We start from the raw sequence: 16,938 nt of genomic DNA, 5'->3' as shown, positions 1-16,938 counted from the left end.
GCGTTCATCCTGAGCCAGGATCAAACTCTCATATAAAAGTTTAATCTAGCCTGTCGCTAGCTTGCATCTGTTTTCACAGATCTACTGTTTTTTAAAGGTTTTAAATTCTGTTCGAATCTAAACGTTGTTATTACTGAAATCTCATTACATATCATATGTAACACCATCGTCTCGCTTCGCTCGACGAGGTGCACTATTTTTCTAAGCTCGAACTTCGCTTTGCTCGTTCTCGCCAAGAAAACTATGTGAATTTTCAGGGTTGTGTGTACTGTTTAATCTTAAATTATCATGGTTCGTTTGCTTTGCTGTTTGAAACAGCCTAGCTATTATATCAAGCTCATTTTATCTTGTCAACAACTTTTTAAGTTATTTTGAAAAGTTTTCTTGAACTTTCTTTGCTCTTTTTGAGCAACTTTGATATAATATCAAAATCTCCAAATAATGTCAATAGTATTTTCTATGATTTTTAGAAATATTTGATTTTGTTTTTCTGTCTTTTTAGGACAGTGGTGTTATTCTACACCTTACACACTGTCCTGTCAACCTTTGTTTTCTGTTTTTTTAATTTTTTAATTTTCTCTATATTAAAGATGCCACAAACTCTTCTACCTTTTTCATATCTATAGTAGGCTCAAATCTTGCTGCTACTTTGCCTTCTCTGTCAATAACAAACTTTGTAAAGTTCCATTTAATATCAGGGTTATTCTTGTAATCCTTATCTATCATCTTTAACATTGCAGCCATACCCAAGGCTTTTATTCCGCTTCCAAAACTCTCAAAGCCTTTCTCACTCTTTAAATATCTGAAAAGTTCTATTTCATTTTCACCGTTTACATCCGACTTTTTCATCTGTGGAAATTTTGTATTATAGTTTAATGTGCAAAACTCATGTATCTCTTCATCTGTACCGGGTGTCTGATCACGAAATTGATTACAGGGTACATCAATTATTTCAAAACCTTTCTCATTGTACTTTTCATACATCTCTTCAAGCGATTTATATTGTGGTGTAAAGCCACAGCCTGTAGCAGTATTTACTACCAACACGACCTTCCCTTTAAAATTACTCATAGAAACCATGCTTCCGTCAGCCGCTTCCACTCTTAAATCATAAAAATTCATATAAAATCTTATACCCTCAGTGACCACTCTCTACAGTCAATGGTTCTTGTTATAAAGTCTTCATAAAAATCAGGCTCGTGGCAAATCAGCAGTATACTTCCCTTATACGCTTTCAACGCTCTTTTCAGCTCTTCCTTTGCATCCACATCCAGATGGTTTGTAGGCTCATCCAAAAACAGTACATTGGTAGCCCTGTTTATGATTTTACACAGCCTTACCTTAGCCTGCTCTCCGCCTGAGAGTACTCTGAACAAGCTCTCAATATGTTTTGTAGTCAAACCGCATTTTGCCAGAGCGGATCTCACCTCATACTGACTGAATCCCGGAAACTCACTCCAAAGTTCCTCTATACAGGTATTCTTTGACTTATTATCGCTTTCCTGCTCAAAGTAGCCTATCTCAAGATAGTCTCCAAGTACAGTCTTCCCTGAAAGTGCCGGTGTCAAACCCAAGATACTTTTTAACAGGGTAGACTTTCCTATACCGTTTGCACCGAACATAGCTATCTTTTCACCTCTTTCCATTCTTACATTGATAGGTTTTGACAGCGGTGCGTCATATCCTATAACAAGGTCGGTAGTCTCAAAAATAGTCTTACCCGGTGTTCTCGCCTCTTTAAAGTTAAATTCAGGCTTCGGTTTTTCTGCCGCAAGCTCTATTATATCCATCTTATCAAGCTTCTTTTGTCTGCTCATCGCCATATTTCTTGTTGCGACTCTCGCCTTATTTCTTGCAACAAAATCAGCCAGCTCTTCTCTTTCCTTTTGCTGACGATTGTAAGCCGCCTCAAGCTGCTTTTTCTTTACCTCATATACCTCAAGGAATTTGTCATAGTCTCCCACATATCTGTTAAGCTCCTGATTTTCCATATGGTATATGATATTTACCACCGAATTGAGGAAAGGTATATCATGTGAGATAAGTACAAAAGCATTTTCATAGTCCTGCAAATATCTTTTCAACCACTCTATATGCTCGGCATCCAAATAGTTTGTAGGCTCGTCAAGAAGTAAAATATCAGGTTTTTGTAAAAGAAGCTTAGCCAAAAGAATCTTTGTTCTCTGTCCTCCGCTAAGCTCGGTCACATCCCTGTCAAGCCCTATATCGCTAAGTCCCAGTGCATTTGCAACCTCTTCCACCTTTGCGTCTATAGTATAGAAATCATGTGCCATCAAAAGTTCCTGAATGGTGCCCAGTTCCTCCATAAGCTCATCCATCACACTTTCATCAGCTGTTGTGAGCATATCGCAGATCTCATTCATCCTTTTTTCCATATCAAAAAGATGATCAAACGCCTGCTTTAGGGCATCTCTGATACTGAGCCCCTCCTGCAGCACGGAATGCTGGTCAAGATAGCCTATCTGAACATTCTTTGCCCACTCTATTTTGCCCTCATCGGGCATAAGCTTACCGGTCACCACGCTCATAAATGTAGACTTACCCTCTCCGTTGGAACCTACAAGTCCTATATGCTCACCTTTTAGCATTCTGAAGGAAACATTGTCAAAAATAGCTCTATCACCGAAACCGTGGCTCAAATTTTCCACATTCAAAATACTCATTATATATCTTTTCCTTTTTCTTGTGATTTAATGCTTTTTTCTATACTCTTTCTTGCAATCATCATCTGATGGTTGCAACCTACGCATTTCAGTCGCAAATCCTGTCCGATTCTAAGTACTTCCCACTTATATGAGCCACAGGGATGTGGCTTTTTCAATGTAAGTATATCCCCTACATCAATTTTTATCATTTATCCAACTCTCTCACAAGCACAGGTATAGCCTTTTCAAACTTTACACCATACCAGTGGCTGTCATCATCTATTGTCTTTAATATGGCCTCTGAAACAAATTTGGCAGCTGTCTCCACAGCCTCTCTCATAGTCTTACCTCTCATAAGGCTTCCTGTAAATGCCGCAGCATAGCAATCACCTGTACCATGAGCATCTTTCTTTATTCTGTCAATATAGAAAATCTCCATATTGTCGGTCTCACCCTCATATACGGCAATTCCGAGCTTACCTTCCATGTTCTTGATGCCCTTTAAGATTATATTCTTTGCACCAAGCTCTCTAAGCTTATGAATAATGCTCATTATATATTCACCGCTTTGATTTTCAAGGATTATATCGCTGTCTGTAAGAAGAGCCGCCTCAGTCATATTCGGCAAAATTATATCCGCTACAGAGATAAGAGTCTTCATTTCCTTAACAAACGCATCATCAAATCCTGTGTAAAGCTTTCCGTTATCCGCCATAGCCGGGTCAACTATTCTCTTACCCTCAGGCTTTAACAGATTGTTAAACAAATCCTTTACAATATCAATCTGTCTCTTACTTCCGAGATATCCCGTATATATCGCGTCAAAGCTGATATTCTCTTTTAACCAATGCTCCATAATCTTCGGTAAATCTTCAGTCAAATCTCTGAAGGTAAATCCACTAAATCCGCCTGTATGTGTTGATAAAATAGCGGACGGCATTATCGCTGTCTCCACTCCGCAAGCCGAAAGAATAGGAAGTGCCACTGTAATAGAGCACTGTCCGTAACATGAGATGTCCTGTACCGTTAATACCTTTTTGTCCATAAAAAACCCCCTAAATTCATTTTATTGTATAAAATTATAGCAAAAACTCTCAGCTACAATTCTTTATATTCTATTATACCACAAAATACCTGATAGTACGAAAAAACATATAAATTTCAGTTTAATATTTCAACTTTTTGTAAACCTTTTCATTTCTTCAAGTGCGATGTCGATTATCGCCTGCTTTTCTTCAGGCTTAAGCCTGTATACCGTCTCTTTTTCTTTCCAATTCTTTATCACATCGTCAAGACTCGGGCGTTCTTCATCCTCATCATATATATCGGGATCTGACAGATTTGCAATGCTCTCACGCAAAATCAAAAGTTCAAAATGATAGCTCTTTGTCTTTTTATTGTTAGGAAAGACTTCATTCAACCTGTTTTCTTCCCAACTCTTTTGTTCTTCACCGAACGGATACAGCTTTTTATAATATCTGTCCATTTTTTTCTTTTTCTGCTTTGCAGTTTCAAAATTGAACCAATCCGCTATTCCCATATCTTTACCTTGAGTACTTTTCTTCTATTTCAGTGATGATATCAAGTCTGTTTTGATGTCTGCCGCCTTCATACTCTGTAGCGAGGAAGGTATCTACAATCATCTTTGCCATCTCGGAACCTACCACTCTTGCACCGAATGCTATAATCTGAGCATTATTATGAAGTGCAGCCATTTTTGCCGAATAAGGTTCCGAACATACAGCCGCTCTGATTCCCGGCACCTTGTTTGCCGCCAAAGATATACCGATACCTGTGCCGCAGATAAGTACGCCCTTGTCAAGCTTTCCCGCAACTATTGCCTCAGCCACATCTCTTCCCGGTACAGGGTAATCACACTTTTCACCTTCTTTAGCTCCGAACTCAAACACCTCATGACCGGCATTTTTCAGGTGATCTATTATAACCTCTCTAAGCTCTACAGCCGCATGGTCGTTTCCTACTCCGATTCTCATATTATCTCCTTACTCTCCCAGAAGTTCTTTATAAACTTCCCTTTTTTGTATTCCTCTATCCTTTGCTACAGCCTTCATAGCCTCTTTTTTATCAAGCCCTTCCGATATATACTTATCGAAATGCTCCCTTATACTGATTTCTTCAAAGGATTTTTGCCTTTCACTTCTTTTTTCAAGAAGACTTTTACCCTCTATTACCAGTACATACTCCCCTCTGACTGCAACTCTACCCAACTCATAGTCTGCTATTATATTGCTTAAGTTTCCTCTAAGCACCTCTTCATGAAGCTTTGTAAGTTCTCTTACTATAGAAATATTCCTGTCTCCAAGGTACTCAAAAATCTCCTTTAATGTCTTTATCAGTCTGTGAGGCGCCTCATATAGTATTATTGTTCTGCTCTCATCTGAAAGCTCTGTTAGTATCTGCTTCTTCTCATTCTTATCGCTTGGTAAAAAACCTTCAAACGAAAATCTCCTTGAACTGATACCGCTTATTGCAAGCGCGGATACCACGGCACTTGCTCCCGGTATAACGGTAACACAAAGCCCCTCTTTGTATGCAATATCCACAAGCTCATATCCGGGGTCAGATATCGCAGGCATACCGGCATCCGACACAAATGCAATATCCTTACCTGCCTTTACCTTCTCACACAGTTCATAAGCCTTATCTATCTTGTTGTACTCATGATACGATGTCAACGGCGCCTTTATGTCAAAATGATTCAAAAGCCTTATTGTATTTCTGGTATCTTCACAGGCAATAATATCCACATTTTTCAGAGTGTCAATCGCTCTGACACTCATATCCGAAAGATTGCCGATAGGTGTAGCCACCAAATATATCTTACCTGCCATATATTTTTAACACCTCATCCGTATAAACATTTTTATCCTTATATACCACCAAAGGAGGTTCCACATCCAGCCAGACTCCCGAACCCTTTGCACCCTCTATCAGTACAAGATTTGCCTTACTTTCAATATAAGGGTGAATAAATCTTAACCTTTTAGGTTCAATCCTGTTTTGTCTCATTGATGCAAATATTTCCGAAAGTCTGCTCGGTCTGTGTACCATAAAGAACTTTCCGCTCTCTTTTAACAGCTTACTTGCAATATTTATTACAGTCTCAAGATCTGTAAGCAACTCATGTCTTGCGATTGCCATAGGTAAATCGGGATTTTTTATAGCTGTCGTATCCTTCATATACGGCGGATTTACACAGACACTGTCCACACTGCAATTATTTATATATTTTAACGCATTTGAAATATCGTCATTTATAATATCTATTTTTTCATCCAGCTTATTGTAACTTACACTTCGCCTTGCCATATCTGCAATATCACTTTGTATCTCAATACCGGTTATCTTTTTTGCACCGGTTTTTGCACTTAAAAGTATAGGCACTATACCGCTTCCTGTACAAAGGTCCACAACATGACCGTTTTTCTTTACCTTTACAAAATTCGATAAAAGTACGGCATCTATACCGAAACAAAACTTATCGGGATCCTGTATAAGGTAAAGCCCGTTGCACTGCAAGTCGTCAAGCCTCTCACCGCATTCTTCTCTTAATAATTCACCCATGGCTTAAGCTTGTATCCTTATCTCACTTAGTGAATATTCCTCTATTTCCTTTGCATCCTCAGACTTGGTTACAAGCACCTTCACAGTCTGCCTAAGTACACTTGTGGAAACTATCACGCCGGCTTCTCCCAGAGGCGTGCGTACACTTACTCCTTCTCTCGGCATCTTTCCGTTCAAATACTCGTAAGTCTCCGCCTCGTTTTTTAAGCAGCACATCAGCCTGCCGCACACTCCGCTTATCTTTGCCGGATTTAGTGAAAGACTCTGTTCCTTTGCCATCTTTATAGATACAGGCACAAAGTCGGAAAGATAGCTGTGACAACAAAGCGCTCTGCCGCATGACCCCATGCCGCCTACCATCTTGGTTTCATCTCTTACACCTACTTGTCTGAGTTCTATTCTCACTCTGAAAATAGATGCCAGTATCTTTACAAGCTCTCTGAAGTCCACTCTGCACTCAGCCGTAAAATAAAACAGCACCTTGGCATTGTCAAATGTATACTCGGCCGAAATAAGCTTCATAGGCAAATCAAGTTCTATTATCTTTGCCTTACATATATCAAAAGCTTCCTTTTCCTTTTTCAGATTTTCCTCAAATCTGACAACATCCTCTATATCCGCCTTTTTAATTATCTTCTTTATGGGATTAGTATAGTTTTCGCTGAGTTCTCTCGGCCCCAATATTACTCTGCCGCATTCCACACCTCGGTCGGTCTCAGCTATAACTCTGTCGTTTACATCTATATCAATATCATCAGGATCATAGTAGCAGATTTTTCCCACTTCCCTAAACCTAACGCCGATTATCTTCATCATATTCTCCTATTTTCTAAGTCCGATAAAAAGCAATTCCATAACCGTGTCCCCACTTACATTGGAATTCAGTCTAATCTCCGTCTCATCTATCAAGTCTATTATACTATTTATCTTTTGCAGTGTATATTCCCTTGAAAGCCTAAAAATAATGCTTTCTTCTCTTATAAATATAAGATTTTCCTTCTTCTTTGTAAGCTTTATGATACAGATATCTCTATACCAAAGCCTGAGAAAATTTATAAAATCTTTAAAGCCGCCGGTTCTTTTCTTCAGCTCCTCAATAAAGTTAAGTATCTCATTTATACCTACTTCACAAATGTTCTTTAAAAACTCTACATTTTTCTCATATATTGAGGCAAAGTCCTCCGACTCCGCCATAGCTTTTGCAACCCCCGGGGCCCCGTTTGAGTACGACGCAAGCACACCGGCAATTTCATCACTTACGCCGCTTTCACAAAGCCAGCCTTTAATCCTGTCATTACTTACAGGACTTAATAAAAGCTTTAAACACCTGCTCCTTATAGTCTCAAGCAGCAGACTCATATTTCTTACCAAAAGCAAGATAACAACATACTCCGGCGGCTCCTCTATAGTCTTTAAAAGTGCATTCTGTGCCCCGACAGTCATCTTATCCGCTTCATCTATAACATATATTTTATATTTGCCGTGGTAAGGTCTTATGGCCACATCGGATACAACACTCTCTCTGATTCTGTCTATTCCTATACTCTCCTTGCCCTCCGCATCCATATAAAAAAAATCAGGATACGCATTTGCCAGAAACTGCCTGCAGGACGGACACTGTCCGCATCCGATATGATTATTTTCACATATAAGTCTCATGGCAAACTCTCTTGCGATTTTTTCTTTACCTATCCCTTTATCTCCTGCCAGGATATACGCATGTGAAACCGTATTTTTTATTATTGATTCTTTCAGATGATTTCTCACCTTCTCGTTTCCAAGAATAAATTCGCTCATCTTATATGATTCCCATATCTTTTTTTATTTCCAAGATACATTTATTCAAATCTTCATTCAAATATCTCTTGGTAATACCTGCAGCCTCAAGCCTTGCATCGGAGAAATCTTCACTGTCAGCCAAATATCTCCTGCAAAGCTCGGCATAGTTGGGTTTTTCCTCCATCATCTCTCTGTTCACAGCCCTTTGAAGCCTGATACCGTCACCAAGTTCTATATAGATAGGCACAACATTTTCAGCACCGAAATACTCTCGTATCTTTTTATAAGACTCAAGCGTCCCTATTATAAGATAGTTCTTACTCTCAAGATGCACCGAACCGTCGTCAATGGTGGCATAAGTCCACCTTCCCTGAACGGTATTGTATGTTCTCATCTCTATAAGCTTACCCTGCCTTCTGTAATCTTCTATAACAGACTCGTCTACAAAGTGGTAGCTTACACCTTCTACATCCTCACTCCTTTTGGGTCTGGTAGTATATGTTATAATCTTTTTTGTCCTGGGACATTCATCGTGAAGCCTGTTAAAGATAGTATCTTTACCTGAAGCACTCTTGCCCATAACATAATAAATTTTTCCCATTGTATCTTATAAGTCTAATCCGTAGACTTTTTTCCCTTTTTTAATATATTCATCCAAGACATCAAAATGTCTTTTCTCCATTATATCTCCCTTTTTTAATACCGGAACTCCGGGAGGATATATGTAAATATTTTCCTTGGCAACCGTTCCCAGATACTTTTTATCAAGACCTGCCAAAGGCTTTTTTTCCATATATAAGAAGTTATTGTCAATATCTTTTAAAGCATTATAAAGTTTGTCAAAATCATCCTTACCGTCACAAACTGTACTGTAAGCCAAAACATAATCAAGCTTGCTCATCTCCGTCTCAATATTGTAAGAATCTCTGAGTATCTGCGCCAGTGTGACTCCGTCAAATATATCGCAACAGATTACAAGCTTGGTAAAATCATATCCGAGTTTATTCTTATCTTCCCACAAACTTATATGTTTTAATTTTTTTACAGCGCATCTGAATTCAAATAAATTATTCAGATAAACTTTGATTTCTTCATCGCTGTTTGCCATATACCTTATACAGGCGTCAATACTTGCCATAAGTATATATGAAGGTGAACTGGTCTCAAATATGTGCAGCGACTCTTCCAAATATTTTTCACTTACGATTTCGGAGTTTATATGACAGAGTGCGGTCTGTGTAAGTGCCGGCAATGTCTTGTGAAGACTTTGCACCACAATATCTGCACCCAAATCAAGTGCAGACACACAAAATTTATTTTTACTTTTGCCGTAATCAATATTATTTATATAATTAAGGTGACCGCCATGTGCTTCATCCACTATAAGAGGTATATCTTCATCATGTAGAAGTTTTGCAATCTTTTCTATATCGGATACAACCCCCTCATAAGTCGGTGAAGTTATCACTGCAGCCACTATATTTTTTTCTATATTAACTCTTAAGATATTTTTTAATGCCTTGATATCACAGCTTTCTGCGATATCAAGTTCATTATAATAAACATCTAAATATATAGGTGTCAAATCAAGCAGTTCAATAGCGTTGTATACACTAAAATGTGCATTGGGCGCAACCACTATATATGACTTTTCATTTTTATAATTTCCTGTGCAAGCACAAGCCCTTATACTTGAAAGTATACCACAGCTTGAGCCGTTTATTAAGTAGTATGTTTTATTACTTTTGTATACATGCTTTCCAAACTCCATAGAGTCTCTTATGATGCCTGTAGCATCATGCAAATTGTCGGTGCCTTCCACTTCCGTCAAATCCATCTTATAAATGTCCGTCATCATCTCTTCTATTGCTTTCGGCACTTTTCTTTTATGCCCCGGCATATGCATAGGCAATATACCGGAGCTTACATATTCTTTTAATTTATATGCTAAACAATCTTTATTCATTTTCTGTATTTTTATCTTCCACTATTTTATCTGATTTTGCCTCCGAGGCGTCACCGCTTGCAACCTCCACTACAGGGCTTACAATATCTTCTCTTCTTTCAAGCTCTTTTCTGAACTTGAAGTTTTTCCATGTTTTCATAAGAAGAAGTACAACAGCCGCTGCGCAAATAATATCTACTATAATAGTGGCAATCTGCCATCCCATCAACCCTAAGTTTAAGTTCTCAGGTGCATATGCTCTGCTGTTTACCGTAGTATAAAGTATATTATGTGACGCTTTTCTGAGTACGAGTGTTGCTGTGGCGCTCTTATCCTTTACATAGTTGAAACCTGCATCAATAGCTGTAAGACAGAAGTCCGTACCGTTTCTTGTAGCTCTGTTTGCATCCAGATATCCGTATCCGCCGGCACCGAAGTAGTCTGTCAAAACCATTCCTCTAAATCCCCACTCATCGCGAAGAATTTTATTCAATACATTGTCGGATGCATACGCAGGAGTGGTTCCGTAGTGGTTGAAAGCCGCCATCACAGCCTTGGCATTTCCTTCCTTTACACATATTTCAAAAGGACGAAGATATACTTCTCTTACCGTCTGCTCATCCGCCCATGTCATAAGCTGGTATGTTCTGTTGGTCTCCTGATCATTTAATGCAAAATGCTTGATATAAGAATATACTCCGTTGTCAGCAGCGCCCTTTACAGCCTCTGCCGCAATCTTTCCCGAAAGTATCGGATCCTCTGAGTAGTACTCGAAATTTCTTCCTGCAAAAGCGCTTCTATGAGTGTTCATGGCAGGTGCGTACCAACCTGATACCTGCATCTCATTTGCCATCTTTCCTATGCTGTCACCGAATGAATGTGCAAGCTCGGTATTGAAGGTATTTGCAAGCATTATAGTCGCAGGCAAACCTATTGAACCCTTCTTTGTGAAGTTGTTGTTGATAGATGAAGGTCCGTCACAGTCTACTGTCTGTACCTTTCCTATTCTGCCGATGGCTACTGTCTGATATCCTCCAAGCGCTACAAGCTTTGACATATCGTTAAAGGTCATCTCATCAAGCAGAGCATCCCACTTAGGGTCGTCATATTCAAGTCCGCGAAGGTCCTTTAGCTTAAGCTTATTGTTTGCACCTGTTGTAGGCATCTTATCCGACTCCACATCAAACTTTGAAGCATCGTAGTTGCTGTTATTTAAGAATGCGGCCTTTTTATCCTCAGGTAATGTAAAATCTGTAGGTGCCTTTGTGGCTTCTTCAAGGTTTGCAAACTTGTCCTTTCTTGAAAGTACGGTGAAGTTTCCTCTCATATCGTCAAGCTTGTTTGTTGCAACTTCCTTGTCGCTGCTTCTCTTGTTATCCACGTTGTATACAATATCCTTTTCAATCGGGAATGTTCTTGTATCAAGGATATTATGTGAATCCTCCTGAAGGCTTATCTCATATGTTCCGGTCTCAAGCACATACGCTTTTTTATCCTTCTCGTCATATGATGCCATATCCTCCAAATTGAAGGTAACTTTTACAGTCTCACTTTCTCCCGGCCCTAACAGCTTTGTCTTTCCGAATCCGACAAGATTTGTACTCGCCTTTTCTATTCCGCCGTTTTTATAAGGCGGATTATAATAAATCTCCACCACATCTTTTCCGGCAACATTTCCCGTATTGGTTACAAGTACATCAATGCTTATCTTGCCGTCATTTGCAACAATCTCACCCATCTCCTTTGTGAAATTGGTATATGAAAGTCCGTAACCGAAAGGATACTGCACATAACCTGCATAGTTGATAGCGTTTTCCTTGGCTGCGGTCTCATAGAATTTGTATCCTACATAGATGCCCTCTGCATAGTTTACAAAGCTCGGTTTATGCTTTGTACCTCTGTCATCTGTAGAAAACTCATCCATATTTGTATACTGAAAATCTCCGAAGTTGTTGTAGCTTGGGCTCTTCTTCAAATCATATACAAATATATCACTTGTCTTTCCTGAAGGATTTATCTCACCGTCCAAGATCTTTCCAAGTGCATTAAATCCTGTCTGTCCAGGTCCCGGGCACCAAACCACACTTGAAATATTCTCATAATCATTTACAAATCCAAGCTCCATAGGATTTGCGGAATTGATAATAACCACAATGTCCTTAAATGTCTTATTTACCGCATCAAGCATTGCAGCTTCTCTGTTTGAAAGCTGTAAGTAGCTCTTGTTTGCATCAAGGTCATCCTTTTGATCACTGTATCTAAGTCCCTTTGAACCGAATGTACCTCCGTCCGTAAAGTTGTCCTCAGTATTCGGGTCAAGGCTCTTTGGAAGGTCTGCACCCTCACCGCCCGATCTTGCGATAACCACTACAGCCTTATCCGAATACTTTCTGGCATTTTCAAAAACATTCGCCTCTTTGTACTGATCGATTGAAGGCTCAGGTATTGTCCAGTCCTGCCCCCACATTCCTACTGTAGGTCTCTTTGCTCTGAAATCCGTATAGAACTTTACCAAGTCCTCGTTTACCTCAAATCCGGCATTCTTGATACCGTCAATCAGTGAAACCGTAGGGAATGAGTCGTTAAGTCCGCCTGAACCTGTACCGCCGTAAAGCGGATTTGTAGATGACCATCCGAACAGATTGAGCTTTGTACCTTTCTTTAGCGGCAGTGCCGAATCATTCTTTAAAAGTACAATTCCTTCTCCTGCTATGTCCTCTCCCAAAGTCTTTGCTTCATCAAGTGACTTATCAGTTATAACGCCTCTTCCCGTTGCCAATGTAATCATGGTCTTTAGCGGACCGTTCAACATTATATTGACACTGATAACCGTACCTACCATAAAAAGAATCCAGGCAGCCGACCTTGATAACTTTTTAAAGGCAAGTTCTCTGTTCCTTGTGATAAACATAACTACAAGCGCACACACCAAAAGTGTCACTATAGCTATGAGCTGTGGAGCAATCGACTTTATCACACTTACCACATCCGCCATATTGATAGCTAACATAATATTCCTCCGATATATTTATTTTTTCTCCGGCATCACTACAAATTTCATTGCAGGGTAGCTGATAACCACCTGTACTATGATATTAAGCGCATTTGCCAGCGTAGGTACAAGATTTGCACTCACCCCTATATCCCTAAAAAACTTCTGTGAATATGCAGGCAGTGCCGCGGACACTATAACCAAAACTATGGCAAGAATTATATACTTGGGTATTGCATCCTTAAAAGCCGCATTTGACTTAAACACAAACTGCTTTTGTACAAAAAAGTTTACAGTCTGCGCAAGTGCGGTGGCTATAAGGAAGCTTAAAAAACCTGCCGTTCCAAGATTTTGCTCAATATTGTCCGCATAGTTAAATATAAAAAACTTAAAAGGGATAAGATGCCACCCGAAACCTGCAAAAGCGGATGTGGCTATCCACATCACGATAAAGTTCACTATAGTTGCCACATTTGAGAGTATATTAAACTTTATAAACTCCCATATGTTCGGATGGCTGTCTATCCATTCCTTTAAAAACATCATAAACCTTCTCAATCTTCTCTTTGTAAGAATTCTTTTTTGTATTTTTTATTTGCCTTTTTGTTTTTGAAATATCCCGATATTATTCCGAATATTCCTTTAAAGAAATGTCCGTTTACCAAAAGCACAATGGAATCCACCATTTCCATGCTCACCTGCCCGTTGCTCATCTTTCCTATAGCCCTGAAAGGCATATTGAACTGAAATAAAGTATTAAGGTCCGGCACACCTGCTTCCAATGATTTTTTCAATCTCTTATCAAGTATTCTGTATACAAATCTTGCAATAAAACTCTTTGCATAATACATTTGGCAAAGTGCGTCATTTATACCCAGTTCACCGCTCCAATGACCGTCCGGTATATCCCTTCCGAGCAAAACCTTATACTCGGAATCGTCTACTCTTTTTATATCACCGCTGTAGTATGAAGGAAGCTCTTTTTTATTGTACGGGAAAACCTCTGCATTTCCGTTTACCTTAAGTGTGGTCTGCAATCTGATATCCTCACAGCTGCTGCCGATATATATATCATACTCGCCGCTCTCCACCTCAAAGGCATTTGTCATCACATTATAAAATCTGAAAGACTTGTCGTCAAAGCTTATGGTGACTTTTTTCTTCTCTCCGGGAGACAATGCTACCTTTTTAAATCCCTTTAATTCATACTTTGCTCTGAAGATATTGGATTTTTTCAAACCTATATAAAGCTGGGCTACTTCCTCTCCTGCCGTCTTTCCGATATTTTCAATACAGAAGCTTACCTTTTCATTGTCCACCTCTATATCACTGTACTTAAATTCCGTGTAGGAGAGTCCATATCCGAAAGGATAAAGTACATCCACATTCCTTGTAGTAAAATATCTGTACCCTACAAAGATGCTCTCTCTGTACTCTGAAGTTCTCTCCTTTGAAGGATAATATCTTACATTCGGCTCATCCTCATATCTTTTTACTATGGTCTCAGAAAGTTTTCCGCTTGGACTCAATTTTCCTGTAAGGAGTTCAAACACCGCTCCCATACCTGCCTGTCCGAAAAGATAACTGTGCAGTATAGCCTTTAAATGCTTTTCCCAAGGCATCTCAATGCATGAGCCTGCACTTATAATACCTACTATATTTTGATTCTCATTTGAGAGCTGCTCCATCAAATCTATCTGATTTTTCGGGGTACGAAGATGTGTCCTGTCAAGACCCTCCGACTCGCTTGCCTCATTCAGTCCGAAAAAATAAAGCACAATATCCGCCTTCCTTGCAAGTGTCATCGCCTCATCTGTCATAACGGCATCATCTTCCTTATCAAGCCTTGAATATCCTCTCGCCGTTCCTATCACTTCCAAATCCGACTCTTCAAGAATTCTTTGTAAAGTATCCACCTTGGTAGGATTTACTTTTGTAATGCCTGCTCCTGCATAAGTAGGATTCATATCAAGTTTATCAAGCCTATCTTCAACCTTCTCTAATCTTGATTCTATCTTGTTTTCAAGTTTTTGCACCTTTTTTGAATCAATATTCAACTTCTCAAAAAGCTTCTTTGCATCCTCCACCACAGTGGCATTTACCATTGAAGAACCTGCGCCCTGATATCTCGGATTGAAGGCAAAATCTCCTATTATGGCAACCTTTTTCTTACCGTTTAGCGGCAAAATACTGTCCTCATTTTTTAAAAGTACAATACTCTTTTTGGCAGCCTCTTTTGCAAGTGTGTGATTGTCCTCAAACATCTTTGCCTTATCCTTCGGCTTTTTCTTATCCTTGGTTGATAAAGTTATCTCTATAAGCTCATCAACTCTGGCATCTATATCGCTTTCCTTTATCTTGCCGACTTTTATAGCTTCCAAGAGTTCTCTTGCACTGTCAAGTCCCGGAGCGGGCATCTCCAAACTTGAACCGTTTTTTACACCAAGCGCATGGTCATTTGAAGCCCCCCAGTCTGTGACAACCATACCGTCAAATCCGAGATCCTTTCTTAGAATATCTATCAAAAGATGCTCGTTCTCATTGGCATATACCCCGTTGACCATATTGTAGCTTGTCATTACAGACTTCGGATGTCCTTCTTTTACTGCTATCTCAAACGCGGTGATATATATTTCCCTTAAAGTTCTCTCATCAAGCACCGCATCCATCGCCATTCTTCTAAGCTCCTGTGAGTTCACGGCAAAATGTTTTACACAGGAAGCTATTCCGTTGCTTTGAATACCTCTGATCATTGCAGCTGCCAGTTTTCCGCTTAAATACGGGTCTTCAGAATAGTACTCAAAGTTTCTTCCACAGAGCGGATTTCTCTTAATATTGATTCCCGGACCCAAAAGCACATTCACATCTTCAGCCGCAGCCTCCGCTCCAAGCCCCTCTCCGACCTTTTCAAGTAGCTTCTCATCCCAGCTGTTTGCAAGTGTGGCGGCAGTAGGAAAGCATGTGGCAGGTACGCTTGCATTAAGTCCCAAATGGTCTCCCTTTCCGGCCTGCTTTCTTACACCGGTAGGACCGTCCGCGTGGTGAAGTACATCAACTCCTATGGATGTAAATGACCTTGTATCCCAGGCGTTCTTACCTGAGAGGTAGGCACATTTTTCTTCCAATGTCATTTTTTCTATAATATCTCTATGTTTCATTTTCCTCCTTTAAAACAAACTGCCGCTCTTTTCACATCACAGAAAGTACCCTCAAAATAATGGCTTGCCAAACACTTTATGCTTTCACAATCCTGACCTTATTATAATATATATTCAAATTTTTTGATATTATTTTCAAATAAAAAAGGGAGTCCGAAGACTCCCGATAATGTGTTTTATACTTCCGGCTCTATGATACCGTACTTGCCGTCTTTTCTTTTATATACCACACAAATCTCATCAATTAAGGCATTTCTGAATACATAGAAATCATGTCCCAAAAGCTCCATCTGTAAGCACGCCTCCTCAGGGTCCATAGGCTTGATACTGAATCTCTTGGTCTTTACAATCTTTATCTCATCTTCTTCATCAGAATCCGAATAATCTTCTCTCATAAAGAAATCTGAGAAAGATACACTTGACTGCTTCTTATCTACAAGCTTATTTTTGAACTTCTTTATCTGTCTCTCTATAATATCCTCGACCTTATCTATGCTTACGTACATATCTCCGCTTACCTCTTCGGCTCTGATAAGCCCCTGCTTGGTCGGGATGGTAACTTCTATCTTATGTGCCTCCTTTTGCACACTGAGTGTAATCTTCGCCTCCGTCTCTTCTGTAAAATACTTTCCTAATTTATGAAGCTTCTCCTCTACCGCCTTCTTCAAACCATCAGTTATTTCGATATTTCTTCCAGTAATTGTATAACGCATATGTATAAGCTCCTTTTCTTTTTATTTAGCTATAGTATAGCACTTTTTTACTATAAATTCAATTTAATTTTATAATTGTACTGTCAATTTCATTATTTTT

General features: G+C 39.4%; 16 protein-coding genes. All 16 read right to left on the bottom strand.

The window, feature by feature from the left end; translation table 11 throughout:
- Positions 1-579: 579 nt before the first annotated feature.
- Positions 580-1,122: a glutathione peroxidase gene (locus EHW90_RS12525; RefSeq protein WP_124953017.1), complete on the bottom strand. Its 543-nt coding sequence runs from the start codon at positions 1,120-1,122 to the stop codon at positions 580-582.
- 8 nt (positions 1,123-1,130) lie between these two features.
- The gene (locus EHW90_RS12520; protein WP_124953016.1) at positions 1,131-2,684 is read right to left on the bottom strand and encodes an ABC-F family ATP-binding cassette domain-containing protein; all 1,554 of its coding nucleotides are present in this window, start codon (positions 2,682-2,684) and stop codon (positions 1,131-1,133) included.
- Positions 2,684-2,875, bottom strand: a complete 192-nt coding sequence (locus tag EHW90_RS12515; RefSeq protein ID WP_124953015.1) for a DUF951 domain-containing protein — start codon at positions 2,873-2,875, stop codon at positions 2,684-2,686. The genes EHW90_RS12520 and EHW90_RS12515 overlap by 1 nt, the downstream gene beginning before the upstream one ends.
- Positions 2,872-3,711, bottom strand: a complete 840-nt coding sequence (locus EHW90_RS12510; protein WP_124953014.1) for a pyridoxamine kinase — start codon at positions 3,709-3,711, stop codon at positions 2,872-2,874. The genes EHW90_RS12515 and EHW90_RS12510 overlap by 4 nt, the downstream gene beginning before the upstream one ends.
- A 129-nt stretch (positions 3,712-3,840) precedes the next feature.
- A complete protein-coding gene (locus EHW90_RS12505) occupies positions 3,841-4,206 on the bottom strand; it encodes a hypothetical protein (RefSeq protein ID WP_124953013.1) in 366 nt (121 codons plus the stop codon).
- Between the two features lie 4 nt (positions 4,207-4,210).
- Complete coding sequence (gene rpiB, locus EHW90_RS12500; RefSeq protein WP_124953012.1) at positions 4,211-4,660, bottom strand: ribose 5-phosphate isomerase B; 450 nt, start codon at positions 4,658-4,660, stop codon at positions 4,211-4,213.
- A gap of 9 nt (positions 4,661-4,669) precedes the next feature.
- On the bottom strand, positions 4,670-5,518 hold the full coding sequence (gene rsmI, locus EHW90_RS12495) for a 16S rRNA (cytidine(1402)-2'-O)-methyltransferase (protein WP_124953011.1): 849 nt from the start codon (positions 5,516-5,518) through the stop codon (positions 4,670-4,672).
- On the bottom strand, positions 5,508-6,251 hold the full coding sequence (locus EHW90_RS12490) for a tRNA1(Val) (adenine(37)-N6)-methyltransferase (protein ID WP_124953010.1): 744 nt from the start codon (positions 6,249-6,251) through the stop codon (positions 5,508-5,510). Before EHW90_RS12490 ends, rsmI begins: the two co-directional genes overlap by 11 nt.
- Before the next feature lie 3 nt (positions 6,252-6,254).
- Positions 6,255-7,064, bottom strand: coding sequence for a PSP1 domain-containing protein (locus EHW90_RS12485; RefSeq protein ID WP_060931910.1), 810 nt, complete (start codon positions 7,062-7,064; stop codon positions 6,255-6,257).
- 9 nt (positions 7,065-7,073) lie between these two features.
- Positions 7,074-8,048 (bottom strand): DNA polymerase III subunit delta', encoded by a 975-nt coding sequence (gene holB, locus EHW90_RS12480; protein ID WP_124953009.1) that lies wholly within the window; start codon positions 8,046-8,048, stop codon positions 7,074-7,076.
- A gap of 1 nt (position 8,049) precedes the next feature.
- On the bottom strand, positions 8,050-8,631 hold the full coding sequence (locus tag EHW90_RS12475) for a nucleoside/nucleotide kinase family protein (protein WP_009447386.1): 582 nt from the start codon (positions 8,629-8,631) through the stop codon (positions 8,050-8,052).
- A gap of 6 nt (positions 8,632-8,637) precedes the next feature.
- On the bottom strand, positions 8,638-9,996 hold the full coding sequence (locus EHW90_RS12470; RefSeq protein WP_124953008.1) for an aminotransferase class I/II-fold pyridoxal phosphate-dependent enzyme: 1,359 nt from the start codon (positions 9,994-9,996) through the stop codon (positions 8,638-8,640).
- Positions 9,989-12,985, bottom strand: a complete 2,997-nt coding sequence (locus EHW90_RS12465; protein ID WP_124953007.1) for a glycoside hydrolase family 3 N-terminal domain-containing protein — start codon at positions 12,983-12,985, stop codon at positions 9,989-9,991. The genes EHW90_RS12470 and EHW90_RS12465 overlap by 8 nt, the downstream gene beginning before the upstream one ends.
- Positions 12,986-13,003: 18 nt before the next feature.
- A complete protein-coding gene (locus EHW90_RS12460) occupies positions 13,004-13,513 on the bottom strand; it encodes a GtrA domain-containing protein (protein ID WP_124953006.1) in 510 nt (169 codons plus the stop codon).
- Between the two features lie 8 nt (positions 13,514-13,521).
- Positions 13,522-16,125: a beta-glucosidase gene (locus tag EHW90_RS12455; RefSeq protein WP_124953005.1), complete on the bottom strand. Its 2,604-nt coding sequence runs from the start codon at positions 16,123-16,125 to the stop codon at positions 13,522-13,524.
- Positions 16,126-16,301: 176 nt separating this feature from the next.
- Complete coding sequence (gene hpf, locus EHW90_RS12450) at positions 16,302-16,838, bottom strand: ribosome hibernation-promoting factor, HPF/YfiA family (RefSeq protein ID WP_124953004.1); 537 nt, start codon at positions 16,836-16,838, stop codon at positions 16,302-16,304.
- Positions 16,839-16,938: the final 100 nt, after the last annotated feature.

The sequence above is a fragment of the Lachnoanaerobaculum orale genome (genome assembly GCF_003862485.1).
Classification (GTDB): domain Bacteria; phylum Bacillota; class Clostridia; order Lachnospirales; family Lachnospiraceae; genus Lachnoanaerobaculum; species Lachnoanaerobaculum orale.
Note: the sequence above shows the minus strand (reverse complement) of the source record. Positions and strands in the feature narration are given on the sequence as shown.

Coding starts and splice junctions, on each gene's coding strand:
- EHW90_RS12525 (WP_124953017.1), bottom strand. CDS start 1,122: ATGAATTTTTATGATTTAAGAGTGGAAGCGGCTGACGGAAGCATGGTT.
- EHW90_RS12520 (WP_124953016.1), bottom strand. CDS start 2,684: ATGAGTATTTTGAATGTGGAAAATTTGAGCCACGGTTTCGGTGATAGA.
- EHW90_RS12515 (WP_124953015.1), bottom strand. CDS start 2,875: ATGATAAAAATTGATGTAGGGGATATACTTACATTGAAAAAGCCACAT.
- EHW90_RS12510 (WP_124953014.1), bottom strand. CDS start 3,711: ATGGACAAAAAGGTATTAACGGTACAGGACATCTCATGTTACGGACAG.
- EHW90_RS12505 (WP_124953013.1), bottom strand. CDS start 4,206: ATGGGAATAGCGGATTGGTTCAATTTTGAAACTGCAAAGCAGAAAAAG.
- rpiB (WP_124953012.1), bottom strand. CDS start 4,660: ATGAGAATCGGAGTAGGAAACGACCATGCGGCTGTAGAGCTTAGAGAG.
- rsmI (WP_124953011.1), bottom strand. CDS start 5,518: ATGGCAGGTAAGATATATTTGGTGGCTACACCTATCGGCAATCTTTCG.
- EHW90_RS12490 (WP_124953010.1), bottom strand. CDS start 6,251: ATGGGTGAATTATTAAGAGAAGAATGCGGTGAGAGGCTTGACGACTTG.
- EHW90_RS12485 (WP_060931910.1), bottom strand. CDS start 7,064: ATGAAGATAATCGGCGTTAGGTTTAGGGAAGTGGGAAAAATCTGCTAC.
- holB (WP_124953009.1), bottom strand. CDS start 8,048: ATGAGCGAATTTATTCTTGGAAACGAGAAGGTGAGAAATCATCTGAAA.
- EHW90_RS12475 (WP_009447386.1), bottom strand. CDS start 8,631: ATGGGAAAAATTTATTATGTTATGGGCAAGAGTGCTTCAGGTAAAGAT.
- EHW90_RS12470 (WP_124953008.1), bottom strand. CDS start 9,996: ATGAATAAAGATTGTTTAGCATATAAATTAAAAGAATATGTAAGCTCC.
- EHW90_RS12465 (WP_124953007.1), bottom strand. CDS start 12,985: ATGTTAGCTATCAATATGGCGGATGTGGTAAGTGTGATAAAGTCGATT.
- EHW90_RS12460 (WP_124953006.1), bottom strand. CDS start 13,513: ATGATGTTTTTAAAGGAATGGATAGACAGCCATCCGAACATATGGGAG.
- EHW90_RS12455 (WP_124953005.1), bottom strand. CDS start 16,125: ATGAAACATAGAGATATTATAGAAAAAATGACATTGGAAGAAAAATGT.
- hpf (WP_124953004.1), bottom strand. CDS start 16,838: ATGCGTTATACAATTACTGGAAGAAATATCGAAATAACTGATGGTTTG.